Raw genomic sequence first — 23,310 nt, forward strand, 5'->3', positions numbered from 1 at the left:
CGGTGCATGCGCCGCCCTTCCCACCCTTGACTTCGGAGAACGCATGATCGATCTCGCCACCGCCCAGCAATTCCTGATGACCCGCGGCCTCGACTTCGGCCTCAACCTCCTCGCCGCGATCGTCTTGTGGTTCGTCGGCCGCTGGGCGATCCGCATCGGTACCCGCCTGCTCGGCAAGGTCGTGCGCCGCAGCGGCAAGGTCGACCCGACACTCACCGACTACCTGACCTCCGTCGTCGGCGTGCTGCTGACAATCCTGCTGATCCTCGCGATCCTGCAGATCTTCGGCGTGCAGACCACCTCGTTCGCCGCGCTGCTCGCCGGCCTCGGCCTCGCGATCGGTACCGCCTGGGGCGGCCTGCTCGCGCATTTCGCCGCCGGCGTGTTCATGCAGGTGCTGCGTCCGTTCAAGATCGGCGACGTGATCAGCGCGGGCGGCGTCACGGGCACGGTCAAGGAGCTCGGCCTGTTCGGCACGACGATCGTCACGCCGGACAACATCGTGACGATCGTCGGCAACAACAAGATCTTCTCGGACAACATCGCCAACTACAGCGCAACGTCGTATCGTCGCGTCGACCTGACCGCGAAGATCGCGAACGGCGTCGATGCCGTCGACGCGATCAACCGCCTGAAAGCGTCGATCCAGCAGATCCCGAACGTGCTGACCAGCCCGGCGCCGGACGTCGGCGTGCTGCAATTCACGCCGGAAGGCCCGCTGCTGTTCGTGCGCCCGTCCACGCAACCTGAAAACTACTGGCAGGTGTACTGCGACACCAACCGCGTGATCCTCGAAACGTTCCGCGACGCGCAATACCCGACGCCCGAAACGCCGCTCTTGCATCGCAGCGCATGACGGCGGCACCGGACGAAAAAAAAGCGTGGCACCCGCCACGCTTTTTTATTGCCTGAAACCGAAGCGTCCGGGCTTACCGCCCGCCCGTCTTCTGCGCGTTATCCGACTGCTTCCCGCGCACCAGCTTCCACACCGCGCCGAGCGCGACCGGCACGATCGCCGCACCGATACCGACCAGCACGATCACGTTCAGGTACTGGCGGATGAACGGGATGTTGCCGAAGAAATACCCGAGCAGCACGAGCAGCAGCACCCACACCAGCGCACCGATCACGTTGAAGAGCTGAAAGCGCGCGGCGCTCATCGACGACGCGCCCGCGACGAACGGCGCGAACGTACGCACGACCGGGATGAAGCGCGCGAGCACGATCGTCTTGCCGCCGTGCTTGTCGTAGAACGAGTGGGTCTTCTGCAGCGCGGCGCGGTCAAGGAAGCGCTCGAGCACCGGGATATGCGTATTGAACACCTTCGGGCCGACCCAGCGGCCGATCAGGTAGTTCACGGTGTTGCCGGCGATCGCCGCGACGAGCAGCAGCACGATCAGCGCGCCGACGTTCATTTCGCCCGTCGCCGCGAACGCGCCGCCGATGAACAGCAGCGAATCGCCCGGCAGGAACGGGAACACGACGAGCCCCGTCTCGCAGAACACGATCAGGAACAGCACGAGATAGACCCACGCGCCGTACTGCCGGATGAAATCGCCGAGGAAGGCGTCGATATGCAGGACAAGGTTGACGAAATGAAGCAGCGTATCCAAATGCGATTCCTCGAAGGCGATAGGGCCGGAACGGCCGAAACAGGCCAGACTTGGCGGAAGCGCCCGCCGGCCAAGGCGGCGCGCGAAACGGAGCCATGATACCGAAACTACCTTAAGGCTCCGTGAAAAAACGTAACGCTCCGCCGCCCCGGCACGCATCCGCCGCCTCGCTATAATTCGGCCATGTCCGAAATCACCGAAACGGCCGCGGGCGACACGCCCGCCCCTGCTCCGCGCCCGCTGCGCGCGATCCAGCCCCTGCCCGACCAGCTGATCAGCCAGATCGCCGCCGGCGAGGTCGTCGAACGTCCGGCGTCGGTCGTCAAGGAGCTGCTCGAGAACGCAATGGACGCCGGCGCCACGACGCTGCGCATCGTGCTGGAAGAAGGCGGCGTCAAGCGCATCTCGATCACCGACGACGGCTGCGGGATTCCGCCCGACGAGCTGGCGCTCGCGCTGATGCGCCATGCGACCAGCAAGATCCGCTCGCTCGAGGAGCTCGAGGCGGTCGCCACGCTGGGTTTCCGCGGCGAAGCGCTCGCGTCGATCGCGTCGGTGGCCGAGATGTCGATCACAAGCCGGACGGCCGATGCCGCGCATGCGATGAAGATCGACGCGCAGACGGGCGTGCTGTCGCCCGCCGCCGGTGCGACCGGCACGACGATCGAGGTGCGCGAGCTGTACTTCAACACGCCCGCGCGGCGCAAGTTCCTGAAGAGCGAGCAGACCGAGTTCGGCCACTGCCTGGAAATGATCCGCCGCGCGGCGCTCGCGCGGCCGGACGTCGCGATCTCGGTGCTGCACAACGGCAAGGCCGTCGAGCACTGGAATGCGACCGAGCCCGCGCAGCGCGTCGCGAAGATCCTCGGCGACGGCTTCGCGACCGCGCACCTGCCGCTCGACGAGCAGGCCGGCCCGCTCGCCGTCTACGGCTGCGCCGGGCTGCCGACCGCAAGCCGCGGGCGCGCCGACCAGCAATACTTCTTCGTGAACGGCCGCTTCGTGCGCGACAAGCTGCTGACGCACGCGGTGCGCGCGGCCTATGAGGACGTGCTGCACGGCGACCGCTACCCGTCGTACGTGCTGTTTCTCGACCTGCCGCCGGAAGCCGTCGACGTGAACGTGCATCCGTCGAAGATCGAAGTGCGGTTCCGCGATTCGCGCTCGATCCACCAGTACGTGTTCCATGCGGTCCAGCGCGCGCTCGCGCGCCACGCGGGCGCGTCGCCGGAAACCACGGCGGGCGGTCATGCCGCGCATATCGAACCGGCTCCGCGCGGGCCGTCGTCGTTCCTGGACACGCCGCTCGGGCAAAGCCAGGGCCACGCGACCGGCAGCATGGGTGGCACGGGCGGCAGCGGCTTCTCGTCGCCGTCGTCCTCGTCGGCAGGCAATACCTGGATGCGCCAGGCACGGATGACGCAGGGCACGCTGCCCGTCGCGCAGCCGCTCGCGCTCTACGACGCGATGTTCGGCCGCAAGGATAGCGGCGCCGGCACGCCGGACGGCACGACCACCATCGCGCGCGATTCGGCCGATACGCCGCTCGCACCGCTGCCCGGCTTCACCGTATCGCCGATCGCCGCCACCGCGCACGACGAGCAGCCGCTCGGCTTCGCGCTCGGCCAGATCCACGGCATTTACGTGCTCGCGCAGAACGCGCACGGGCTCGTGATCGTCGACATGCACGCGGCACACGAGCGGATCCTGTACGAACAGTTCAAGAACGCGCTCGCCGACCGCTCGGTCGCCGTGCAGGCGCTGCTGCTGCCGATCTCGATGACGGCCACGCCGGTCGAAATCGGCACGGTCGAGGAAGAGCGCGACACGCTCGAATCGCTCGGCTTCGACCTGGCAGTGCTGTCGCCGACGACGCTCGCGATCCGCGCGGTCCCGGCGCTGCTGAAGGATGCCGACCTGCAGTCGCTCGCGCGCGCGGTGCTCGCCGACCTGCACGCGTTCGGCGGCTCGCGTGTGCTTACCGAGCGCCAGCACGAGCTGCTCGGCACGCTCGCCTGCCACCACGCGGTGCGCGCGAACCGGCGCCTGACGCTCGACGAGATGAACGCGCTGCTGCGGCAGATGGAGGCGACCGAACGCGCGGACCAGTGCAATCACGGCCGGCCGACGTGGTATCAGCTCACGCTGAACGATCTCGACCGCCTGTTCATGCGCGGACAATGAGCGCTTCACCTCAGTCCTCTCCGACGACGATCGCCTGCCTGCTCGGCCCCACCGCATCGGGCAAGACGGCCGCGGCGCTGGCACTCGCCGCGCGCCGCCCGATCGAGATCGTCAGCGTCGATTCGGCGCTCGTCTACCGCGACATGGATATCGGCACCGCGAAGCCTTCGCGCGAAGAGCGCGCGAGCGTGCCGCACCACCTGATCGACATCATCGATCCGGCCGACGCGTATTCGGCCGCGAGTTTCCGCGCCGACACGCTGCGCCTGATCGGCGAGATCGCCGCGCGCGGCCGCACGCCGCTGCTCGCGGGCGGCACGATGCTGTACTACAAGGCACTGACGCAGGGGCTCAACGACCTGCCCGGCGCCGATCCGGACGTGCGTGCGACTCTCGATGCGGAAGCCGCGCGCGATGGCTGGCCCGCGCTGCACGCGCGACTCGCGCAGGTCGATCCCGACACGGCCGCGCGGCTCGCGCCGAACGATTCGCAACGGATCCAGCGGGCGCTCGAAGTATTCATGCTGAGCGGCCAGCCGATGTCGGTACTGCTCGCCGCCCCGCGACGCAACGACGATGCGGCCGCCGCTTACCGCTTCGTGCCGGTCGCGCTCGAGCCGTCCGATCGCGCGGTACTGCACGCACGGATCGCACAGCGCTTCGATGCGATGCTCGACGCGGGCTTCATCGACGAAGTCGAGCGGCTGCGCCGTCGCGAGGATCTCCATCCCGACCTGCCGTCGATGCGCTGCGTCGGCTACCGGCAGGCATGGGAATTCCTCGACGGCGACACCGACTACCGGACGATGCGCGACAAGGGCATCTTCGCGACGCGCCAGCTCTGCAAGCGCCAGATCACCTGGCTGCGCGCGATGCCGGAGCGGATCGTCGTCGACTGCATCGCGCCGGACGCCACGGCCCGCGCGCTCGACGCACTCGAACGCGTGCTCGACAGCGGCACGCCGGCCTGACCGTCAGCCGCGCGCGCGTGCTGCCACGCGCGCGCGGGCGCCGTCGACGATCAGCGCGACGCCGCGCTCGAACGCTTCGTCGCCGCCGCGCGCGCGCAGCGCGGCCCAGCCCTTTGCGAGCAACGGATACTCGGCCGCGTCCGGCAGCGGCGCATCGGCCTCGCCTTCGGGTTCCGCCTGTTCCTCCAGCACCCATCCAACCACGAAGCGGCCCAGCGCATACATCAGGTCGACCGCCTCGTCCGGCGCGAAACCCGCTTCGCCGAGCAGCGCGACCTTGCGTTCGATCGAGCTGAAATGCAGCGCCTGCGGCCGCGTACCGGCATGCAGGCGCGCGCCGTCGCGATAGGCCAGCAGCGCGCGGCGGAAACTGCGCGCGTTGTCGAGAAGCCACGCATCCCACGCCTCGCCCGGCCGCGGCAGCGTCGCATCGTGCCGCTCGAGCATGATCGCCTCGGCCATCGCGTCGAGCAGTTCGGCCTTGTTCCGGAAATGCCAGTAAAGCGTCGGCGACTGTACGCCGAGCCGCTCGGCGAGCCGCCGCGTCGACAGCCCATCGATGCCGACTTCATCGAGCAGGTCGAGCGCCGCGCGCAGTACCGTGTCGCGCGTCAGCCGCGCCCCTGTGTCCTTCATCTCTATCACCGATAGGGAAAGTTGTGGAATAATCGCCACTCTATCACCGATAGAGTCACACCCTTGAATCCGTCCCTGATTGCCATTCTGGCCACGGTCCTGCTCGACGCGATCGGCGTCGGGATCGTGATGCCGATCCTCCCCGGGCTCCTGCGCTCTCTCGCCGATGCGGGCAGCACCGACATCCACTACGGGATCCTGCTCGCGCTGTACGCGTTCGCGCAGTTCCTGTGCGCACCGCTGCTCGGCGCGCTGAGCGACCGCGTCGGCCGCCGGCCCGTACTGCTCGTGTCGCTCGCGGGCGCCGCGCTCGACTACCTGCTGATGGCGCTCGCGCCGACGCTCGCCTGGCTCTACGTCGGGCGGCTGATCGCGGGCATCACCGGCGCGAACGTCGCGGTCGCGACTGCATACGTCACCGACGTCACGGCCGAACCCGACCGCGCGCGACGCTTCGGCCAGCTCGGCGCGATGATGGGCATCGGCTTCATCGCGGGCCCGTTGATCGGCGGCCTGCTCGGCGCGCTCCATGTGCGCGCGCCGTTCGTCGCGGCCGCCGTGCTCAACGCGCTCAATCTCGTGCTCGTCTGGCGCGCGTTACCGGAATCGCGGCCGCGTTCGGCCCGCGAAGGCCGGACGGCCGGCGCGCTCAACCCGTTCGCCAGCCTGCGCCGGCTGACCGGCTCACCGGCGCTCGTGCCGCTGATCGGCATTTACGTGATCGTGGCGCTGGTGTCGCAGGCGCCCGCCACGCTGTGGATCCTGTACGGCCAGGAACATTTCGGGTGGTCGACACCGATCGCGGGGCTGTCGCTGGCGGGCTACGGTGCGTGTCACGCGCTCGCGCAGGCTTTCGCGATCGGGCCGCTGATCGCGCGGCTCGGCGAGCGCCGCGCGCTCGCACTGGGCCTCGCGGGCGACGCGCTCGGGCTCGTGGCGATTGCGTTCGCGACCGCCGCGTGGGTGCCGTTCGCGTTGCTGCCGCTGTTCGCGGCGGGCGGCATGACGCTGCCGGCGCTGCAGGCGATGCTCGCGCGGCAGATCGACGATGCGCGCCAGGGTGAATTGCAAGGCGCGCTCGCGAGCGTGGCGAGCCTGATCGGTGTCGCGGGGCCGCTGGTCGTCACCGCAACCTATGCGGCGACACGCGCGACCTGGCCGGGGCTCGTCTGGGCCGCGGCCGCGCTGCTTTATCTGCTCGTCCCGCCGTTGCTGGCCGGTGCCCGGCCAGCGGGCGCGGCGCGGCCGTCCGCCTGAGCGCCGGCCGGCACCGTCACGCTCGCCGCCGTGATCAATGCGCGAGCGTCACGAGATTGGCATCGCGGACGAGCTGCCAGCGGCCGTCGGCCTTGCGGAAGATCGTCAGCGTATGGCCCGAACGGCGGATCGTCTCGCCGCCCGGCGGAGTCGCCTCGATCTCGATGAAATTGCGCATGTACGCCCACTCGCCCAGCACGCGCAGTTCGTCGATCCGGTAACGGCCGTCGATCGTCGGCGCGGGCCCGCCCCCGGCGTTCGCGTCACGCGATGCGGCCGCAAACGCCGCCTTGTCGAACGGCGGCCTGCCGGCCACCATGAAGATCGCGTCGTCGGCGATCAGATCGAGCACGGTCGCCAGGTCGCCGCGGCGGCTCGATACGAACCAGTTGTCCACGAGCTCACGGATCGCGCGTTCGTCTTCGGTCATCGTCGCTCCTCCTTCGTCGGCGCGCGCCCGTACGCCGCGCGGCGCCCGAAAAAAAAGCCGCCCGGATCGACTCCGGGCGGCTTTCCTTGCTGCATCTGCTGCGGCCGTGCGTCAGACCACGACGGTCTGCGCCTCGCCTTCGCGGGTCGCACGGACGGTGCCGATCTTCCACACCTGTTCGCCGGCGGCGGTCAGGTCGGCGATCGCTGCGTCGGCATCGGCCGCCGAAACGATCACGGCCATGCCGATCCCGCAGTTGAACACGCGGTGCATTTCCGCGTCGGCAACGCCGCCGTGCTCCTGCAGCCACTTGAACAGCGGCGGCAGCGGCCACGCGTTCTGGTCGAGCTCGGCGGTGAGGCCTTCGCGCAGCACGCGCGGAATGTTCTCGACGAGGCCGCCGCCGGTGATGTGCGCCATGCCCTTCACCGACAGCTTCTGCATCAGCGCGAGCAGCGGCTTCACGTAGATGCGCGTGGGTGCCATCAGCGCGTCGGCGAGCGAGCGGCCGTGGAAATCGGCCGACAGGTCGGGGTTCGCGCGCTCGATGATCTTGCGCACGAGCGAGAAGCCGTTCGAGTGGATGCCGCTCGATGCGAGGCCCAGCACCACGTCGCCCTCGGCGATCGTGCTGCCGTCGATGATCTTGCTCTTCTCGACCGCGCCGACCGCGAAGCCGGCCAGGTCGTATTCGCCGTCCGGGTACATGCCCGGCATTTCGGCCGTTTCACCGCCGATCAACGCGCAGCCGGACAGTTCGCAACCCTGCGCGATGCCCTTGACGACCGTTGCCGCGGTATCGACGTCGAGCTTGCCGCACGCGAAGTAGTCGAGGAAGAACAGCGGCTCGGCGCCCTGCACGAGGATGTCGTTCACGCTCATCGCGACGAGATCCTGGCCGACGGTGTCGTGTTTGTTCAGATGAAAGGCCAGCTTGAGCTTGGTGCCCACGCCGTCGGTGCCCGACACGAGCACGGGCTCCTTGTACTTCTTCGGTACTTCGAACAGCGCGCCGAACCCGCCGATGCCGCCGAGCACGCCGTCGCGCAGGGTTTTCTTCGCAAAAGGCTTGATCTTGTCGATGAGCGCGTCGCCCGCGTCGATGTCGACGCCTGCGTCGCGATAGGACAGACCTTGGGCGTCGGGAGCGGATTTCGGAGGATTCATGGGGGAATGCGAGAAGGTCGGTAAAATGCGATTTTACCCGAAGCCGGCCCGTTGGCCGGAATTCCCAGCACCGAATCGTCAGGGATTGCATCTTGGTCAACACGTCCCCGTTTTCATCGCCGAGCGAACCGCGCCGAAACCGGCGTGGCGCCGTGCGTGCGGGCGCGCGTGAAGCCCGCGAAGGCGCAGTTCCCGGCGCGTGCCCGGCGTACGGCACGCGTATTTTCAACCGACCCGCATTGTGACTGTTGTGTCCCGTCAACTGACGCTCGATCTCGGCACGCCGCCGCCCGCCACGTTCGACAACTTCATCATGAACGAGGAGAACGACGAGCTCATCTCGCGCCTGCAGAAGCTCGACCTCGCGCTCGCGGCGGGCCCCGTGCCGGACCGGTCGTTCTATATCTGGGGCGAGCCCGGATGCGGCCGCACCCATCTGCTGCAGGCGCTCGTGAGCGACGCCTCGTACGGCTATGCGCGTTATCTCACACCGCAAAGCCCGCTCGGCGCGTTCACGTTCGACCCGCGCATCGGCATCTACGCGATCGACGACTGCGACCGGATGAGCGACACGCAGCAGGTCGCGCTGTTCAACCTGTTCAACGAAGTGCGCGCGCACCCGTCGAGCGCGTTCGTCGCGGCCGGCCCCGCGGCGCCGCTCGCGCTCGACGTGCGCGAGGATCTCCGCACGCGCCTCGGCTGGGGGCTCGTGTTCCACCTGTCGCCGCCGTCCGATGCCGGCAAGATCGCCGTGCTCAAGCTCGCGGCGAAGGAACGCGGGATCGCGCTCACCGACGACATCGCCGCCTACCTGCTGACCCATTTCCGCCGCGACATGCCGAGCCTGATGGCGCTGCTCGACGCGCTCGACCGCTTCTCGCTCGAGCAGAAACGCGCCGTCACGCTGCCGTTGCTGCGCCGCATGCTGGCGCGTCCCGGCGACGACATCACCCCACCGGGCACGGGCCCGAACCGCTTCGAGTAAAATGCGCTTCCATGACTAATCTGGCACTCTTTGACCTCGATCACACGCTGATCCCGACCGATAGCGACCACGAATGGGGCCGCTTCATGGTGAAGCTCGGCATCGTCGACGCGGAAAGCTTCTCGCGTCAGAACGACCAGTTCTTCGCCGACTACAAGGCCGGCAAGCTCGACATCCACGCGTACCTCACGGCGATGCTCACGCCGCTCGCGAAGTATTCGCGTGCGCAGCTCGCGCAATGGCACGAGCAGTACATGCACGAGGTGATCCGACCCGCAATGACGCCCGCCGCGCTCGAACTCGTGCGCAAGCACCTCGATGCAGGCGACCTGTGCTGCGTCGTGACGGCGACCAACGAATTCATCACGCGCCCGATCGCCACCGCGTTCGGCGTCGACACGCTGATCGCCTGCGAGGTCGAGACGACCGACGGGCATCCCGATTCGCCGTACACGGGCCGGCCGACCGGCACGCCGAGCTATCGCGAAGGCAAGATCGTGCGGACCGAAGCGTGGCTCGCGTCGCTCGGCAAGCAATGGAGCGACTTCACGCACACCTACTTCTACAGCGACTCGCACAACGACATCCCGTTGCTCGAGAAAGTCACCGACCCGATCGCGACCAACCCTGACGACACGCTGCGCGCGCATGCAAGCAACCGCGGCTGGCGCATCCTCGATCTCTTCTGAACGTCGTGATCAAAAAATTCATTCGCAAACTGCTCGGCCAGGACGAAACCGGGCAAACCTCTCCCGCAGCGGCCCCGGCCGACGAAGCGGCCCCTGCTACCCCGCGTGCCCCGAAAGGCGCCCGCGGCGGCACGAAAAAGCCGCGCAGCAACCATGAGCCGACCGTCGTGCCGGCCAGCGTGCACGGCATCAACCCGGCGCTGATCTCGAAGAATGCCGTGCGCGTGACCGACACGCTGCAGCAGGCGGGCTTCCGCGCCTTCATCGTCGGCGGTGCGGTACGCGACCTGCTGCTCGGCATCGCGCCGAAGGACTTCGACGTCGCGACCGATGCAACACCCACCGAAGTTCAGCGCCTGTTCCGCCGCGCGCGCCTGATCGGCCGCCGCTTCCAGATCGTCCACGTGCAGTTCGGCCAGGAGCTGATCGAGGTGTCGACGTTCCGCGCGCTGGTCGATGCGCCGCCCGAGGCGGCCGCTGCCGAGCCGCCGAAGCGCCTGAAGCGCGACGAACTCGATCGCCGCACCCATGCGGTCGACGCGAGCGGCCGCGTGCTGCGCGACAACGTGTGGGGCGAGCAGCACGAAGACGCCGCACGCCGCGACTTCACGATCAACGCGATGTACTACGACCCGTCGACGCAGACGGTGCTCGACTACCACGACGGGATGGCCGACGTGCGCGCCCGCCTGTTGCGGATGATCGGCGATCCGGCCACGCGCTTCCGCGAGGATCCGGTGCGGATGCTGCGCGTCGTGCGCTTCGCGGCGAAGCTCGGTTTCGAGATCGAGCCGCACACGCGCGAGCCGATCAACGCGCTCGCCGATCTGATCAACAACGTGCCGGCCGCGCGCCTGTTCGACGAAATGCTGAAGCTGCTGCTGTCGGGCCACGCGCTCGCGTGCCTGCAGCGGCTGCGCAAGGAAGGCCTGCACCACGGGCTGCTGCCGCTGCTCGACGTCGTGCTCGAACAGCCGCAGGGCGAAAAGTTCATCACGCTCGCGCTGAACAACACCGACGCGCGCGTGCGCGCCGGCAAGACGGTATCGCCGGGCTTCCTGTTCGCGACGCTGCTGTGGCACGACATGCGCCAGCGCTTCGAACAATACACGGCCGAAGGCGAAATCCCGGTGCCGGCGCTCCATCGCGCGATGGACGACGTGCTCGACATGCAGACCGAGAAACTCGCGATCCACAAGCGCTACTCGGCCGACATGCGCGAGATCTGGGGCCTGCAGCTGCGCCTCGAGAAACGCTCGGGCCGCAGCGCGATGCGGCTGCTGGAACACCAAAGGTTTAGAGCGGGGTATGATTTCCTCCTGTTACGCTGCGAATCCGGCGAGCTCGATGCGGAAGTCGGACAGTGGTGGACGGATTTCATCGAAGGCGACGCGGCCGCTCGCGAGGCATTGCTCACGCAGGGCGGCTCGAAGGAAAAATCGCCCCGCAAGCGGCGCCGCCGCGGCGGTGCGCGAAACCGCAAGCCGGGTGAAGGTGCCGCCGAGCAGGCACCGGACACCTCGGGCGGTTCCGACGACTGACGCGCACGACGGCGAACGACGTAGGAAGTGATGCCATGACGGTTGCATATATCGGACTGGGGGCGAATCTCGGCGATGCGCGCCAGACCCTGAAGGACGCGGTGGTGTGCCTCGCGCAGCAGCGCACCATCTCGATCCTCGGCAAATCGAGCCTGTATCGCACGGCGCCCTTCGAAGCGGGCGGCGACGATTACTACAACTGCGTCGTCAAGCTCGACACGACGCTGTCGGCCCGCGAGCTGCTCGCGCTCTGCCAGAAGATCGAACATCACTTCGGCCGCGAGCGCCCGTATCGCAACGCGCCGCGCACGCTCGACCTCGACATCCTGCTGTTCGGCGCCGACTCGATCGACGAACCCGACCTGATCGTCCCGCATCCGCGCCTCACCGATCGCGCGTTCGCGCTCGTGCCGCTCGTGGAGATCGAGCCCGCACTCGACATTCCCGCGCGCGGCCGTGCCGATACCTTCCTCGCCGCCGTCGCGGATCAGCGTGTCCAGAAGGTGCAGACCTGCCAGTGCCTGATGCAGAAGGCGCTCGCCGCCAGCGAAGACGCCGACAAGAACCGCTGCCGATGACCCCGACACCCCTCACCGTCACTGCGCCCGACCTGCGCGCCCCGCACCGCTATCTCGTGATCGAAGGCCCGATCGGCGTCGGCAAGACGACGCTCGCGCGCCTGCTCGCCGAACGCTGGTCGATGCAGACGCTGCTTGAGCGCCCGCAGGACAACCCGTTCCTCGAACGCTTCTATCGCGATACCGCGCGCTACGCGCTGCCCGTGCAGCTGTCGTTCGCGCTGCAGCGTGCGCAGCAGGCCCGCGAGCTGATCGGTGCGCTCGAAACGGGCCGCCCGGTCATCGCCGATTTCATGCCGCAGAAAAACGACATCTTCGCGCGGCTGAACCTGCCGGAAGACGAGTGGCAGCTCTACCGTTCGGTCGCCACGCACGTGGACGTGCCGCAGGCGCCGTCGCCCGACCTCGTCGTCTACCTGCAGGCGAGCCCCGAAGTGCTGTTCTCGCGCATCCAGAAGCGCGGGCTGCCGATGGAGCTGCAGATCAGCGACGCGTACCTGCGCTCGCTCGTCGACGCGTACAACGAATTCTTCTACCACTACGACCGCACGCCGGTGCTGACGGTCGCCGCGGAACACCTGAACCCGCAGGATTCCCCCGAAGATCTCGCCCTGCTGGTCGAGCGCATCGAGACGATGCGCGGCCGCAAGGAATTCTTCGTCAAGGGCGAGACGACGCGCTGACGCGTCCTCGCCTGTCGTTCCTTACCCATCCGAACCGGATTTCCCATGACCTATCTCCAGGAATCGAGCCGGCCTGCCGTCACGGTGCCCAAGCTGCAGGCAATGCGCGTCGCCGGCGAGAAGATCGCGATGCTCACCTGCTACGACGCGAGCTTTGCCGCACTGCTCGACCGTTCGGGCGTCGACGTGCTGCTGATCGGCGATTCGCTCGGCAACGTGCTGCAGGGCCAAACGACCACGCTGCCCGTGTCGCTCGACGACATCGCGTATCACACCGCCTGTGTCGCCCGCGCGCAGCCGCGCGCGCTGGTCGTCGCCGATCTGCCGTTCGGCACGTACGGTACGCCGGCCGAGGCGTTCGCGAGTGCCGTCAAGCTGATGCGTGCCGGTGCGCAGATGGTCAAGCTCGAAGGCGGCGAATGGCTCGCCGAGACGATCCGCTTCCTCGTCGAGCGCGCGGTGCCCGTATGCGCACACGTGGGCCTCACGCCGCAATCGGTGCACGCGTTCGGCGGCTTCAAGGTGCAAGGCAAGACCGAAGCCGGTGCTGCCCAGTTGCTGCGCGACGCGCGCGCGATCGAGGATGCGGGCGCGCAGCTCGTCGTGCTCGAAGCCGTGCCGACGCTCGTCGCCTCCGAAGTCACGCACATGCTCAAGATTCCGACGATCGGCATCGGGGCGGGCGTCGACTGCTCGGGCCAGGTGCTCGTGCTGCACGACATGCTCGGCGTGTTCCCCGGCAAGCGGCCGCGCTTCGTGAAGGATTTCATGCAGGGTCAGCCGAACATTCAGGCGGCCGTCGAAGCGTACGTGCACGCGGTGAAGGATGGTTCGTTCCCTGGGCCGGAACATTCGTTCTGACGTCCGTGGCGGGGCCTGCGGCGCGTGCGCCGGTGCCTCGATGTAAAAAAGCGCGGCGCCCTTTGCGGGGCGCCGCGCTTTTTCTTTCATACGCTGCCGGCTGCCGGTTACTTCAGTACCGCGTCGAGCGCGCCGCGCAGCGCGTTGGTCAGCAGCAGCGCCTCCGCACGCGCGAGATCGTCGCGGGTCACGACCCGCTCCGTCGCGCCGAACACGCGATCGTCGAGCAACACGCCACGCATCACCCCCGGCAGCACGCCGGATTCGAGCGGCGGCGTTACCCACTGGCCGTCAAGCTTCACGAACACGTTCGAGCGCCCGCCTTCCGTCACCTCGCCGCGCTCGTTGACGAACAGCATGTCGAAGCACCCGAGCGCCTCCGCCGCCTGCCACGCGCGATCGTATTCGGCGCGGCGTGTCGTCTTGTGCAGCAGCAGCGCATCGCTCGCACGGGTCGATGCGAAGCCGTGCGCGGACGCCAGCAACACGCCGACCGGCCCCGCCGGCAATGGCTTGAGCGGTGCCGCGACGATCTCGATCGTGCCGTCCTTCGCGAGCGCGAGCTTCATCCGGTAGGCGTCGTCGCCGTCGAGCACTGCGCAGCGCGCGTCGATCTCGCGACGTAGCGCCTCGGGGTCGAAGCGGAAGCCGAACGCTTCCGCGCTACGCTGCAGCCGCGCGAGATGACGATCGAGGTGCCGGATACCGTCCGCACGCGTGGCGGCGGTCGTTTCGAACAGCTGGAAGCCGGGATCGGCATCCGTCAGGAATCGTGCTTTCAATTCGCACTCCGCATATTCGTCGGCCGCGACACTGTCGAGCACGATGCCCGCGCCGACCCCCATCGTGCCACGGCGCCGGCCGGCGATTGCCGTTGCCGGATTGCGTGCTTCGGCACCGGTCGCACCTTCACCGGTAGCATCGAGCGTCAGCGTCCGGATCGCGACCGACAGGCAAAAATCGCCACAACCGGCCAGGCGCTCCCCCGGCGCGTCGGAATCGGCGCCTTGCTTAGCGGCGTCAAGCCAGCCGATCGCGCCCGTATAGAGGCCGCGCGGTGTCGACTCGATCGCATCGATCAACTGCATCGTCTTGTACTTCGGCGCGCCCGTGATCGATCCGCACGGAAACAGCGCACGCAGCATCTGCGCGAACGTCGTCCCTTCGCGCCAGCCGGCCTCGACCGTCGACGTCATCTGCCACACCGACGCATACGGCTCGACGGAGAACAGCGCCGGCACGCGAACCGTCCCGGTGCGCGCGATCCGCGATACGTCGTTGCGCAGCAGGTCGACGATCATCACGTTTTCCGCGCGGTTCTTCGGATCGTTCGCGAGGAACGCGGCCGCCGCCGCATCGTCGCGAGGGTCGGCCGAACGTGGCGCGGTGCCCTTCATCGGCCGCGCGCGCAGCACGTCGCCGTGCTTCTCGACGAACAGCTCGGGCGAACACGACACGATCCACGCCCCGTCGGGCAACGCGACCAGCGCACCGTAGCGCACCGGCTGGCGCGCACGCAGCCGCCGGTACAGCGCGAGCGGCGTGCCGAATACGTCGAAGTTCAGCCGGTACGTGTAGTTGACCTGATACGAATCGCCCGCGCGCAGCGCGTCGTGCACCGCGGCGATCGCCGCATCGAACGCATCGCGCGACACGCTCTTCGCGACATGCGCGACACCCGCGATCGACGGCGCGTCGCTGCCGCCGTCCTGCTGCGCGAGCCACGCGTCGACTTCGTCGCGCGACAGGCGTTCGCAGCGCGCATACAGCAAAAAGCGCAGCGGGGCATGGCCCGGCTGCGCTTTTTGCAGGTTACGTCCGAATTCGTAATCGCCGACGACGACCGCATGCAGCCCGTCGCGCAGGTCCTGCGCCACCGCCGCATCGACTGCGTCGAGCCGCGCCGGATCCGTGCACACGCGTTCGCGCACGAATCCCGAATACAAACGACTCGACCGCGCGGACGCGGTCGAGTCGCAATCGTCCAAGAGCGCGAACGACGCGCTCTCGTTGCCTTCAGTCATGCTGTTACTCGAGTTACTCGAAGAAGCTCTTCACACGGTCGAACCAGCTCTTGCTCTGCGGGCTGTGACGCGCGCCGCCCTCGGCCAGCGACTTCTCGAACTGCTTGAGCAGGTCGCGCTGGTTGTCGGTCAGCTTCACGGGCGTCTCGACCTGCACGTGCACGTACAGATCGCCCGCGATGCTCGAACGCAGCCCCTTGATGCCCTTGCCGCGCAGCCGGAACGTCTTGCCCGACTGCGTGCCTTCCGGCACCGGGAACGATGCACGGCCGGCCAGCGTCGGCACCTCGATCTCGCCGCCGAGCGCGGCGGTCGTGAACGGGATCGGCATCTGGCAGTGGAGATCGTCGCCGTCGCGCTCGAACACCGAGTGCGGCTTGATGTGGATCTCGACGTACAGGTCGCCCGGCGGCCCGCCGTTGATGCCCGGCTCGCCGTTGCCGGCCGAGCGGATGCGCATCCCGTCGTCGATCCCGGCCGGGATCTTCACTTCGAGCGTCTTGGTTTCCTTCACCTTGCCCGACCCGTGGCAATGCACGCACGGCTCGGGGATGTAGGTGCCCGTGCCGTGGCACTTCGGGCAGGTCTGCTGGATGCTGAAGAAGCCCTGCGACATGCGCACCGTGCCCTGGCCATGGCAGGTCGGGCAGGTTTCCGGCTTCGTGCCGGGCTTCGCACCCGACCCGTGGCAGACCTCGCACGACACCCAGCTCGGCACGCGGATCTGCGTGTCGTAGCCGTGTGCGGCCTGCTCGAGCGTGATTTCCATGCTGTAGCGCAGGTCGGCACCGCGATACACCTGCGGGCCGCCACGGCCGCCGCGCGCGGCGCCGCCCGCGGCCTGGCCGAAGATGTCGCCGAAGATGTCGCCGAACGCATCCGCGAAGCCGCCGAAGCCCTGTGCGCCCGCACCGCCCATGTTCGGATCGACGCCCGCATGGCCGTACTGGTCGTACGCGGCCCGCTTCTGGCTGTCCGAGAGCATTTCGTAGGCTTCCTTCACCTCCTTGAAATGCTCTTCCGCATCCTTGTTGTCCGGATTGCGGTCAGGGTGATACTTCATCGCAAGCTTGCGATATGCCTTCTTGATTTCGTCGTCGCTCGCATTCTTCGCGACGCCCAGAACCTCGTAGTAATCCCGTTTCGCCATATCGATTCACTGTGCCGCCACGCATCGCGCACGCGGCGGCTCCTTTCGCCCGCAGTAAAGTCTCTCGACTCGTCTGGCGCTGCGCCCGTCCGCGGACGGCTCGTGCAGCACCCGCCAAAAAACAAATGTGCCCGGAGGGCCGCAAAGCCCGCCAGGCGTGGAGTCGATCCGGCCATCCGGAAGGAAAGACAGACCGCTTGTCAGCCAGCCCGTCAGCCGCGCCGCGCGCGTGTTGCGCGCGCGGCGTGCGGCACCGGGGCAACCCGGCTTAGTCCTTCTTCACTTCCTTGAACTCGGCGTCGACGACATCGTCGGCAGCCTGTTGCGCGCCGCCCGCGTGGGCCGCACCTTCCGCTGCACCCGCTGCGCCGGCCGCACCCGCTTGCTGGGCCTGCATGTCGGCGTACATCTTTTCGCCGAGCTTCTGCGAAACCTTGCCGAGTTCCTCGACCTTCGCGTCGATCGCAGCCTTGTCGGCCGACGTGTCCTTCAGCACTTCCTCGAGCGACTTCAGCGACGCTTCGATCGCTTCCTTCTCGCCCGCGTCCAGCTTGTCGCCGTACTCGGTCAGCGCCTTCTTCGTGCTGTGGACCAGCGCATCGCCCTGGTTGCGCGAATCGGCCAGCTCGCGCAGCTTGTGATCTTCCGCTGCGTTCGCTTCCGCGTCCTTGATCATCTGGTCGATTTCAGCCTCGGACAGACCCGAGTTCGCCTTGATCGTGATCTTGTTTTCCTTGCCGGTCGCCTTGTCCTTCGCGCCGACGTGCAGGATGCCGTTCGCGTCGATGTCGAAGGTCACTTCGATCTGCGGCACGCCGCGCGGTGCGGGCGGGATGCCTTCGAGGTTGAACTCGCCGAGCAGCTTGTTGCCGGCTGCCATTTCGCGTTCGCCCTGGAACACCTTGATCGTCACGGCGCCCTGGTTGTCGTCCGCCGTCGAATACACTTGCGCGTGCTTCGTCGGGATCGTCGTGTTCTTGCTGATCATCTTCGTCATCACGCCGCCGAGCGTCTCGATACCGAGCGACAGCGGGGTCACGTCGAGCAGCAGCACGTCCTTGCGATCGCCCGACAGGACCTGGCCCTGGATCGCCGCGCCAACCGCGACGGCTTCGTCCGGGTTCACGTCACGGCGCGGATCCTTGCCGAAGAACTCCTTCACCTTCTCCATGACCTTCGGCATGCGCGTCTGACCGCCGACCAGGATCACGTCGTCGATGTCCGACACCTTGACGCCTGCGTCCTTGATCGCGATGCGGCACGGTTCGATCGTGCGCTCGACGAGATCTTCCACCAGCGCTTCCAGCTTCGCGCGGGTGATCTTCAGGTTCAAGTGCTTCGGGCCCGACGCGTCCGCCGTGATGTACGGCAGGTTGATTTCGGTCTGCTGGCTCGACGACAGCTCGATCTTCGCCTTTTCAGCGGCTTCCTTCAGGCGCTGCAGCGCGAGCACGTCCTTCGACAGGTCGACGCCCTGCTCCTTCTTGAACTCGCCGATGATGTAATCGATGATGCGCTGGTCGAAGTCTTCGCCGCCGAGGAACGTGTCGCCGTTGGTCGACAGCACTTCGAACTGCATTTCGCCGTCGACGTCCGCGATTTCGATGATCGACACGTCGAACGTACCGCCGCCGAGGTCATACACGGCGATCTTGCGGTCGCCCTTCTCGGCCTTGTCGAGGCCGAACGCGAGCGCAGCTGCGGTCGGCTCGTTGATGATCCGCTTGACTTCGAGGCCTGCGATGCGGCCGGCATCCTTGGTTGCCTGGCGCTGGCTGTCGTTGAAGTACGCAGGCACCGTGATCACGGCTTCCGTGACCGGCTCGCCGAGGTAGTCTTCGGCCGTCTTCTTCATCTTGCGCAGCACTTCCGCCGAAACCTGCGGCGGCGCGAGCTTTTCGCCGTGCGCTTCGACCCATGCATCGCCGTTGTCGGCCTTGATGATGCTGTAAGGCATCAGGCCGATGTCCTTCTGGACTTCCTTCTCTTCGAAGCGGCGGCCGATCAGGCGCTTCACCGCGAACAGCGTGTTCTTCGGGTTGGTCACCGATTGACGCTTGGCCGGCGCGCCGACGAGCACTTCGTTGTCGTCCATGTAGGCGATGATCGACGGCGTGGTGCGCGTGCCTTCCGAGTTCTCGATGACCTTGACCTGGTTGCCTTCCATGATGGCAACGCACGAGTTCGTGGTGCCGAGGTCAATACCGATGATCTTTCCCATTTTTCCTAATCTCCAGAAATGCTTGTTTGCTGCGCAAAACCCCGCGTTTTGGGGCGGTTTCGCGCGCCAGAATTCAACTCTGTTCCCGAAATGCGTCCGGCCGATCCGTTTTCAAGACCCGCCGAGCGATGCGGATATTAAATTTTTTCAATCGCCGCCGGCTAGGGGATCGCTGCCCGCCGCTGCGATTTTCGCGCGCGCCGCCGACACGGCCGCCTGGAACTGGGCGAGGCCATGCCAGCCCGTCGCGCGGCCGAGCCGCTTGCCGCGGTGGAAGAAGAACCACGTCGGCACACCGTGCAGCCCGAAGCGGCGCCCCAGCTGGTGGTGTTCGTACACGTTGCAATGGAACCACTTCAAGCCCAGCGCGCGGATGGCGTCGGGCTGGGCGAGCATCGCCTTCTTCGCGATCTCGCAGTTGAAGCAGTCGACGCCCCAGAAGAACACCACCGCAAGCGCGTCCCCCGCGCCGTCGATCGCCGCGTCGAACGTGCCGGCGTCCAGCGCCTGCATGTCGAACGCGTCAAATGCGGCCGGATCGACGCCGGCGGGCACCATCGCGACGCCCTTACTTCGGCTGCGCGACGGTGACGAGCGCCGGACGCAGCACGCGGTCGGCGATCGTGTAGCCCTTCTGCAGCACCGTGACGACGGTGTTCGGCTCCTGCTCGGCCGGCACCATCGAAATCGCCTGGTGCTGGTGCGGATCGAACTTCTCGCCGACCGGGTTGATCGCGACGACGCGGCCCTTCTCGAGTGCGCTCGTCAGCTGGCGCAGCGTCAGTTCGACGCCTTCGCGCACCTTCGCGATGTCGCCGGACGTATCGTTGACGGCCGCTTCCAGGCTGTCCAGCACGGGCAGCAGGTGCTCCGCGAAGCTCTCGATCGCGAACTTGTGCGCCTTCGAGACGTCGTCCTGCGCGCGGCGGCGGACGTTCTCGGTCTCGGCCTTCGCCCGCAGGTAGCTCTCCTGCAGCTCGGCGACCTTGGCTTGAGCCTCCGCGAGCGCCGCGTCGGCTGCTTCGGCGGCGGGAGCAGCGCCTTGCGCCGCCTGCTTCTCGCTGCCGATATCTTCGGCCGATTGGGTAGACGGGTTCTCTTGCGTGTTTTCCATGTCGCTGAAAGTCGATTAGAGGTTGAAGCCAAATCGGCAACCGCCGGACCGTATACCCGGCGGCACCGCACATTGCTGGTGCAAATAAGGGTGAAAACTGCGATTTCAAGAGGGTTATTCGCCGGCATTCTCCAATGCCGCGAAACAACCGCGCGTCGCACCGGTGCATCGCACGAATAGTCCGCCAAAGCAGGCGAAACGGGCTGTAACAACGCTTACCTGGCAAGTACTAGCTTGGCACAGTCCCGCTGCACTACACTCCACTCAAGCGTCGGAAAAGCGTGTTTACCCTTAGCTGACCGACGCCTTACAACCACCACCTGGCGCCGTTTTCACCCCTTCTCGAGGGGAGTACCGTGAAACTGACCTTTGCGATATCGGTGGTCGCGCTGGTACTCATTGCCGGCACCACCACCATCTGCCTGTCGGGAGCCGTCACCGACCGCACGACCGAATACGGGAGCGCGCGGGCGACGTTCGACCAGATGTTCAGCTCCCACCAGAAAATCTGTCGATGATGCGCCGGTCGCGCTTCGTCGGCCGGCCGTGCAATTCGGCCGCCGGCTCGCGATACGTGCGGCGCCGCTCCAGTTCGGCGAGCCGTGCGGCCCGCCCCGCTTCCGTTTCCTCGTAAAGCGTCTGCGCGACGCTCGCCGGCCCGCGCACGTCGCACACGCCGAGTACGGCAATGTGCCAGACGATGCCGTCGATCGCAATTTCGACCTCGTCGCCCACGCGCACTTCCTTCGCCGGCTTGACTGCAGCCCCGCCGATCTTCACGTGCCCCTTGTCGACCGCATCGGTCGCAAGCGAGCGCGTCTTGAAGAACCGGGCCGCCCACAGCCATTTGTCGATGCGCAGCTTCGCGCCCGGTTCGGTCGAAATCTTGTAATTCATCGCACCTCACCCACCGTTTCGGGCTGCGCGGCCTTGACCGGCCAGCCCTGCAGATTCTCGGCGACGATCTCGCCAAGCGCGCCGATCCACGCGGGTGCGCCGTTCAGGCACGGAATCCGGTGGAATGCCTTGCCGCCACCGGCGAGGAACTCGTCGCGCACCTCCATGCCGATCTCCTCGATCGTCTCCAGGCAATCGGCCGTGAAACCGGGACAGAACACGTCGGCCCGCTGTACGCCTGCCTCGCCGAACTCGCGCAGCGTCGGCGCGGTATAAGGCTGCAGCCATTCGGCCTTGCCGAAACGCGACTGGAACGTGACGCGGCACTCGGTCGTCGACAACCCGAGCGCGGCCATCAGCAGTGCGCCCGTCTGCTGGCACTGGTCGTGATAGGGATCGCCGAGGTCGAGCGTGCGCTTCGGCACGCCGTGAAAGCTCAGCACGAGCTTGTCGCCGGCCGCGAAGTCCGGCCGGCCGTGCTGCGCCCAATACTGGCGCACCTGCTCGGCCAGCGCGTGGATATAGGCCGGATGGTCGGCGTAGTGCCGTATCGTGCGCACCTCCGGCTGGTTGCGCATGCGCGAGAGCGCGTCGAATGCGGCGTCGAATGCGGTGGCCGTGGTCGACGCCGAGTATTGCGGATACATCGGCATCAGCAGCACGCGCTCGACGCCGGCGCGCTTGAACTGCGCGAGCGCGTGCGAAATGTTCGGACTGCCGTAGCGCATCGCGTAGTCGACCTGCACTTGATAACCGTTCGACGCGAGCAGGTGCCGCACGCCGTCGGTCTGGCGCACGGTATGCACGCGCAGCGGCGAGCCCTCGGGCATCCAGACGGCCGCGTATTTCTTCGCGGACGCGCGGCCGCGCAGCGGCAGGATCAGCGTGCGCAGCAGCACTTGCCAGACGGCCTGCGGAATCTCGACGACCCGCGGATCCGACAGGAATTCGGCCAGATAGCGCCGCACGGCACGCGGCGTGGGCGCATCGGGCGTGCCGAGATTGATCAGCAGCACGCCGATGCGATGGGCAGCCGCGATACTCGAAGGCGGCTCAAGATCGAAACGCATGGGCAAGAACGTGCTCGGGGCACGGGACCGGACGGCTCTCAATTATAGCGGGCCGCCTCGCGCCGGTCGGCCGGCCGTTCGGCCGACTGTCGGCGCACGCGGCGCCGCGGCACGATGACGGGGCGGGATCGGGCTGGCGCTCGCAGGCTACTGCTGGCTCAGCGTGAGCGACAGCAGCCGCGCGGTGATGTCGACGATCGGGATCACGCGGTTGTACGCCATGCGGGTCGGGCCGATCACGCCGAGCGTGCCGACGATCTGCCCGTTCACCTCGTAAGGGGCGGTAACGACGCTCATTTCCTCGATCGGCACGAGCGTCGATTCGCCGCCGATGAAGATCTGCACGCCCTGGGCGTGGCTCGACACGTCGAGCAGTTGCAGGAGGCCCGTCTTTTGGTCGAATACGTCGAACAGCTTGCGCAGCCGGGCCATGTCGGACGACAGATCCGCCACCTCGAGCAGGTTGCGCTCGCCGGAAATCAGCACGGTGTCCTCGGTGTCGGGCACCTCGGTGCTGGCCGTCACCGCCGCATGCATCAGCGTGGTCATGTCGCCGCGCAACTGGTCGATCTCGTCGCGCAGGCGACGGCGCACCTCGTCGAACGACAGTCCGGCGAAATGCGCGTTGATGTAGTTGGACGCCTCGGTCAGTTGCGACGGCGAGTAGTCGCGCGGCGTCGCGAGCATCCGGTTCTGCACGTCACCCTCGGGCGTCACGATGATCAGCAGGATGCGCTTGTCCGACAGACGCATGAACTCGATCTGCTTGAACACGTGGCTGCGGCGTGGCGTCAGCACGACGCCCGCGAACTGCGACAGGTTCGACAGCACGCTCGCAGCGGCCGCCACGACGCGCTGCTGCGGCTCGCCGGCCTGCAACGTGTTCTGCACCTGCCGCGCGACGGCCTCGGCGTCGATCGGCACCTCGACCGTCAGCATCGTGTCGACGAACAGCCGGTAGCCGCGCGGCGTCGGCACGCGGCCGGCCGACGTGTGCGGGCTCGACACGAGGCCGAGCTCCTCCAGGTCGGACATCACGTTGCGGATCGTCGCCGGGCTCAGCTCGAGCCCGGAGTAACGGGACAACGTGCGCGATCCGACTGGCTGACCGTCGGCGATATACCGTTCGATCAGGGTTTTCAGGAGGGTTCGTGCGCGAGGATCTAGCATGGTGGAAAATTTTAGCGCAACCGCGCGACCGCGGCGAGTGGCGTCGGCCACCGATGCGCGGGCCGACCC

At 67.2% G+C, this 23,310-nt stretch carries 23 protein-coding genes; 11 read left to right on the top strand and 12 right to left on the bottom strand.

Annotated features, from left to right (window positions below; all coding sequences use genetic code 11):
* Positions 1–43 precede the first annotated feature (43 nt).
* A complete protein-coding gene (locus E9536_RS32035; protein ID WP_027788301.1) occupies positions 44–856 on the top strand; it encodes a mechanosensitive ion channel family protein in 813 nt (270 codons plus the stop codon).
* 73 nt (positions 857–929) lie between these two features.
* On the opposite strand, the gene E9536_RS32040 is transcribed toward E9536_RS32035, so the two are convergent.
* Entirely contained in the window at positions 930–1,613 is a 684-nt protein-coding gene (locus E9536_RS32040) for a DedA family protein (protein WP_059487168.1), read from the bottom strand.
* A gap of 183 nt (positions 1,614–1,796) precedes the next feature.
* Between E9536_RS32040 and mutL the strand changes: the two genes are divergently transcribed.
* Both mutL and miaA read left to right on the top strand, forming a co-directional pair.
* On the top strand, positions 1,797–3,797 hold the full coding sequence (gene mutL, locus E9536_RS32045; protein WP_136472094.1) for a DNA mismatch repair endonuclease MutL: 2,001 nt from the start codon (positions 1,797–1,799) through the stop codon (positions 3,795–3,797).
* Positions 3,794–4,768: a tRNA (adenosine(37)-N6)-dimethylallyltransferase MiaA gene (gene miaA, locus E9536_RS32050; RefSeq protein ID WP_136472096.1), complete on the top strand. Its 975-nt coding sequence runs from the start codon at positions 3,794–3,796 to the stop codon at positions 4,766–4,768. Before mutL ends, miaA begins: the two co-directional genes overlap by 4 nt.
* 3 nt (positions 4,769–4,771) lie before the next feature.
* Here miaA and tetR read toward each other — a convergent pair whose 3' ends face one another.
* On the bottom strand, positions 4,772–5,404 hold the full coding sequence (gene tetR, locus E9536_RS32055; RefSeq protein WP_136472098.1) for a tetracycline resistance transcriptional repressor TetR: 633 nt from the start codon (positions 5,402–5,404) through the stop codon (positions 4,772–4,774).
* A 63-nt stretch (positions 5,405–5,467) separates the two neighbouring features.
* On the opposite strand from tetR, the gene tet reads away from it, so the two are divergent.
* A complete protein-coding gene (gene tet / locus E9536_RS32060; protein WP_136472100.1) occupies positions 5,468–6,661 on the top strand; it encodes a Tet(A)/Tet(B)/Tet(C) family tetracycline efflux MFS transporter in 1,194 nt (397 codons plus the stop codon).
* A gap of 34 nt (positions 6,662–6,695) precedes the next feature.
* On the opposite strand, the gene E9536_RS32065 is transcribed toward tet, so the two are convergent.
* Positions 6,696–7,091: an SgcJ/EcaC family oxidoreductase gene (locus tag E9536_RS32065; RefSeq protein ID WP_136472102.1), complete on the bottom strand. Its 396-nt coding sequence runs from the start codon at positions 7,089–7,091 to the stop codon at positions 6,696–6,698.
* 111 nt (positions 7,092–7,202) lie between these two features.
* The gene (gene purM, locus E9536_RS32070; protein ID WP_006484927.1) at positions 7,203–8,258 is read right to left on the bottom strand and encodes a phosphoribosylformylglycinamidine cyclo-ligase; all 1,056 of its coding nucleotides are present in this window, start codon (positions 8,256–8,258) and stop codon (positions 7,203–7,205) included.
* A 250-nt stretch (positions 8,259–8,508) separates the two neighbouring features.
* Here purM and hda point away from each other — a divergent pair, with 250 nt between their 5' ends.
* The 6 genes from hda to panB are packed head-to-tail and all read left to right on the top strand — an operon-like array spanning position 8,509 to position 13,595.
* Positions 8,509–9,243 carry a DnaA regulatory inactivator Hda gene (gene hda / locus E9536_RS32075; RefSeq protein ID WP_006484992.1) on the top strand — a complete coding sequence of 245 codons (735 nt, stop codon included), beginning with the start codon at positions 8,509–8,511 and terminating at the stop codon, positions 9,241–9,243.
* Positions 9,244–9,254: 11 nt separating this feature from the next.
* On the top strand, positions 9,255–9,932 hold the full coding sequence (locus tag E9536_RS32080; protein WP_021162206.1) for an HAD family hydrolase: 678 nt from the start codon (positions 9,255–9,257) through the stop codon (positions 9,930–9,932).
* Positions 9,933–9,937: 5 nt separating this feature from the next.
* Positions 9,938–11,473: a polynucleotide adenylyltransferase PcnB gene (pcnB, locus tag E9536_RS32085; protein WP_136472104.1), complete on the top strand. Its 1,536-nt coding sequence runs from the start codon at positions 9,938–9,940 to the stop codon at positions 11,471–11,473.
* A gap of 35 nt (positions 11,474–11,508) precedes the next feature.
* Positions 11,509–12,051, top strand: coding sequence for a 2-amino-4-hydroxy-6-hydroxymethyldihydropteridine diphosphokinase (gene folK / locus E9536_RS32090; protein WP_136472106.1), 543 nt, complete (start codon positions 11,509–11,511; stop codon positions 12,049–12,051).
* Positions 12,048–12,734, top strand: coding sequence for a deoxynucleoside kinase (locus E9536_RS32095; protein WP_027788310.1), 687 nt, complete (start codon positions 12,048–12,050; stop codon positions 12,732–12,734). The genes folK and E9536_RS32095 overlap by 4 nt, the downstream gene beginning before the upstream one ends.
* A gap of 45 nt (positions 12,735–12,779) precedes the next feature.
* Positions 12,780–13,595: a 3-methyl-2-oxobutanoate hydroxymethyltransferase gene (gene panB / locus E9536_RS32100; protein ID WP_059698828.1), complete on the top strand. Its 816-nt coding sequence runs from the start codon at positions 12,780–12,782 to the stop codon at positions 13,593–13,595.
* Positions 13,596–13,702: 107 nt separating this feature from the next.
* Here the strand turns inward: panB and E9536_RS32105 are convergent, their stop codons facing one another.
* From E9536_RS32105 to grpE, 5 genes are all read right to left on the bottom strand, one after another.
* Positions 13,703–15,619 carry a bifunctional anthranilate synthase component I family protein/class IV aminotransferase gene (locus E9536_RS32105; RefSeq protein ID WP_136472108.1) on the bottom strand — a complete coding sequence of 639 codons (1,917 nt, stop codon included), beginning with the start codon at positions 15,617–15,619 and terminating at the stop codon, positions 13,703–13,705.
* Positions 15,620–15,632: 13 nt separating this feature from the next.
* The gene (dnaJ, locus tag E9536_RS32110) at positions 15,633–16,769 is read right to left on the bottom strand and encodes a molecular chaperone DnaJ (RefSeq protein ID WP_021162212.1); all 1,137 of its coding nucleotides are present in this window, start codon (positions 16,767–16,769) and stop codon (positions 15,633–15,635) included.
* A gap of 268 nt (positions 16,770–17,037) precedes the next feature.
* Complete coding sequence (dnaK, locus tag E9536_RS32120) at positions 17,038–18,990, bottom strand: molecular chaperone DnaK (protein ID WP_021162213.1); 1,953 nt, start codon at positions 18,988–18,990, stop codon at positions 17,038–17,040.
* A 147-nt stretch (positions 18,991–19,137) separates the two neighbouring features.
* A complete protein-coding gene (locus E9536_RS32125) occupies positions 19,138–19,548 on the bottom strand; it encodes a thioredoxin family protein (protein ID WP_059528987.1) in 411 nt (136 codons plus the stop codon).
* A gap of 10 nt (positions 19,549–19,558) precedes the next feature.
* Entirely contained in the window at positions 19,559–20,104 is a 546-nt protein-coding gene (gene grpE, locus E9536_RS32130; RefSeq protein WP_027788315.1) for a nucleotide exchange factor GrpE, read from the bottom strand.
* 356 nt (positions 20,105–20,460) lie between these two features.
* On the opposite strand from grpE, the gene E9536_RS41665 reads away from it, so the two are divergent.
* On the top strand, positions 20,461–20,622 hold the full coding sequence (locus E9536_RS41665; RefSeq protein ID WP_006476841.1) for a hypothetical protein: 162 nt from the start codon (positions 20,461–20,463) through the stop codon (positions 20,620–20,622).
* Here E9536_RS41665 and E9536_RS32135 read toward each other — a convergent pair.
* The 3 genes from E9536_RS32135 to hrcA all read right to left on the bottom strand — a co-directional run bounded on the left by E9536_RS32135 (position 20,594) and on the right by hrcA (position 23,241).
* The gene (locus E9536_RS32135) at positions 20,594–21,001 is read right to left on the bottom strand and encodes an RNA-binding S4 domain-containing protein (RefSeq protein WP_021162216.1); all 408 of its coding nucleotides are present in this window, start codon (positions 20,999–21,001) and stop codon (positions 20,594–20,596) included. The two genes, E9536_RS41665 and E9536_RS32135, sit on opposite strands and share 29 nt — an antisense overlap.
* Positions 20,998–22,071, bottom strand: a complete 1,074-nt coding sequence (gene hemH, locus E9536_RS32140; RefSeq protein WP_027788317.1) for a ferrochelatase — start codon at positions 22,069–22,071, stop codon at positions 20,998–21,000. Before hemH ends, E9536_RS32135 begins: the two co-directional genes overlap by 4 nt.
* A gap of 147 nt (positions 22,072–22,218) precedes the next feature.
* Positions 22,219–23,241 carry a heat-inducible transcriptional repressor HrcA gene (gene hrcA, locus E9536_RS32145; RefSeq protein WP_021162218.1) on the bottom strand — a complete coding sequence of 341 codons (1,023 nt, stop codon included), beginning with the start codon at positions 23,239–23,241 and terminating at the stop codon, positions 22,219–22,221.
* Positions 23,242–23,310: the final 69 nt, after the last annotated feature.

This window comes from Burkholderia sp. LS-044 (genome assembly GCF_004803625.1).
Classification (GTDB): Bacteria; Pseudomonadota; Gammaproteobacteria; order Burkholderiales; family Burkholderiaceae; genus Burkholderia; species Burkholderia cepacia.

Excerpts from the sequence above, each read along its gene's own strand:
- E9536_RS32035 (WP_027788301.1), top strand. The coding sequence starts at position 44 with ATGATCGATCTCGCCACCGCCCAGCAATTCCTGATGACCCGCGGCCTC.
- mutL (WP_136472094.1), top strand. The coding sequence starts at position 1,797 with ATGTCCGAAATCACCGAAACGGCCGCGGGCGACACGCCCGCCCCTGCT.
- miaA (WP_136472096.1), top strand. The coding sequence starts at position 3,794 with ATGAGCGCTTCACCTCAGTCCTCTCCGACGACGATCGCCTGCCTGCTC.
- tetR (WP_136472098.1), bottom strand. The coding sequence starts at position 5,404 with ATGAAGGACACAGGGGCGCGGCTGACGCGCGACACGGTACTGCGCGCG.
- E9536_RS32065 (WP_136472102.1), bottom strand. The coding sequence starts at position 7,091 with ATGACCGAAGACGAACGCGCGATCCGTGAGCTCGTGGACAACTGGTTC.
- purM (WP_006484927.1), bottom strand. The coding sequence starts at position 8,258 with ATGAATCCTCCGAAATCCGCTCCCGACGCCCAAGGTCTGTCCTATCGC.
- E9536_RS32080 (WP_021162206.1), top strand. The coding sequence starts at position 9,255 with ATGACTAATCTGGCACTCTTTGACCTCGATCACACGCTGATCCCGACC.
- folK (WP_136472106.1), top strand. The coding sequence starts at position 11,509 with ATGACGGTTGCATATATCGGACTGGGGGCGAATCTCGGCGATGCGCGC.
- E9536_RS32095 (WP_027788310.1), top strand. The coding sequence starts at position 12,048 with ATGACCCCGACACCCCTCACCGTCACTGCGCCCGACCTGCGCGCCCCG.
- panB (WP_059698828.1), top strand. The coding sequence starts at position 12,780 with ATGACCTATCTCCAGGAATCGAGCCGGCCTGCCGTCACGGTGCCCAAG.
- E9536_RS32105 (WP_136472108.1), bottom strand. The coding sequence starts at position 15,619 with ATGACTGAAGGCAACGAGAGCGCGTCGTTCGCGCTCTTGGACGATTGC.
- dnaJ (WP_021162212.1), bottom strand. The coding sequence starts at position 16,769 with ATGGCGAAACGGGATTACTACGAGGTTCTGGGCGTCGCGAAGAATGCG.
- dnaK (WP_021162213.1), bottom strand. The coding sequence starts at position 18,990 with ATGGGAAAGATCATCGGTATTGACCTCGGCACCACGAACTCGTGCGTT.
- E9536_RS32125 (WP_059528987.1), bottom strand. The coding sequence starts at position 19,548 with ATGGTGCCCGCCGGCGTCGATCCGGCCGCATTTGACGCGTTCGACATG.
- grpE (WP_027788315.1), bottom strand. The coding sequence starts at position 20,104 with ATGGAAAACACGCAAGAGAACCCGTCTACCCAATCGGCCGAAGATATC.
- E9536_RS32135 (WP_021162216.1), bottom strand. The coding sequence starts at position 21,001 with ATGAATTACAAGATTTCGACCGAACCGGGCGCGAAGCTGCGCATCGAC.
- hemH (WP_027788317.1), bottom strand. The coding sequence starts at position 22,071 with ATGCGTTTCGATCTTGAGCCGCCTTCGAGTATCGCGGCTGCCCATCGC.
- hrcA (WP_021162218.1), bottom strand. The coding sequence starts at position 23,241 with ATGCTAGATCCTCGCGCACGAACCCTCCTGAAAACCCTGATCGAACGG.